Source organism: Streptomyces sp. CC224B, assembly GCF_030010595.1.
GTDB classification, from domain to species: domain Bacteria; phylum Actinomycetota; class Actinomycetes; order Streptomycetales; family Streptomycetaceae; genus Streptomyces; species Streptomyces longispororuber.
Window position 1 is genome coordinate 1 of record NZ_JASCXL010000272.1, and the last position, 345, is coordinate 345.

Here is a 345-nt window from a genome sequence, read left to right on the forward strand (position 1 = left end):
CTTGGGGTTGGTGATGATCGGCGTGATCAGGTGCGGGATGCCCTCGTACGCGGTGAGCTCGACGCGCTTGGGGTCGACGAGGACCATCCGCACGTCCTCCGGGGTCGCCCGGACCATGATCGAGGTGATCAGGCAGTTGATGCACGACGACTTGCCGGAGCCGGTGGCGCCGGCGACGAGGATGTGCGGCATCTTCGCGATGTTCGCCATCACGTAGCCGCCCTCGACGTCCTTGCCGAGCGCGACCAGCATCGGGTGCTCGTCCTCGGCGGCGTCGGCGAGCCGCAGCACGTCGCCGACCTTGACCATCTCGCGGTCGGTGTTCGGGATCTCGATGCCGACGGC

General features: G+C 67.8%; 1 protein-coding gene. It reads right to left on the minus strand.

Translation table 11 applies throughout. The annotated features are described in order from the left end of the window. A partial coding sequence (locus QK440_RS41525) for an FtsK/SpoIIIE domain-containing protein (RefSeq protein ID WP_282798409.1) occupies nt 1–345 on the minus strand: 345 nt, incomplete at both ends.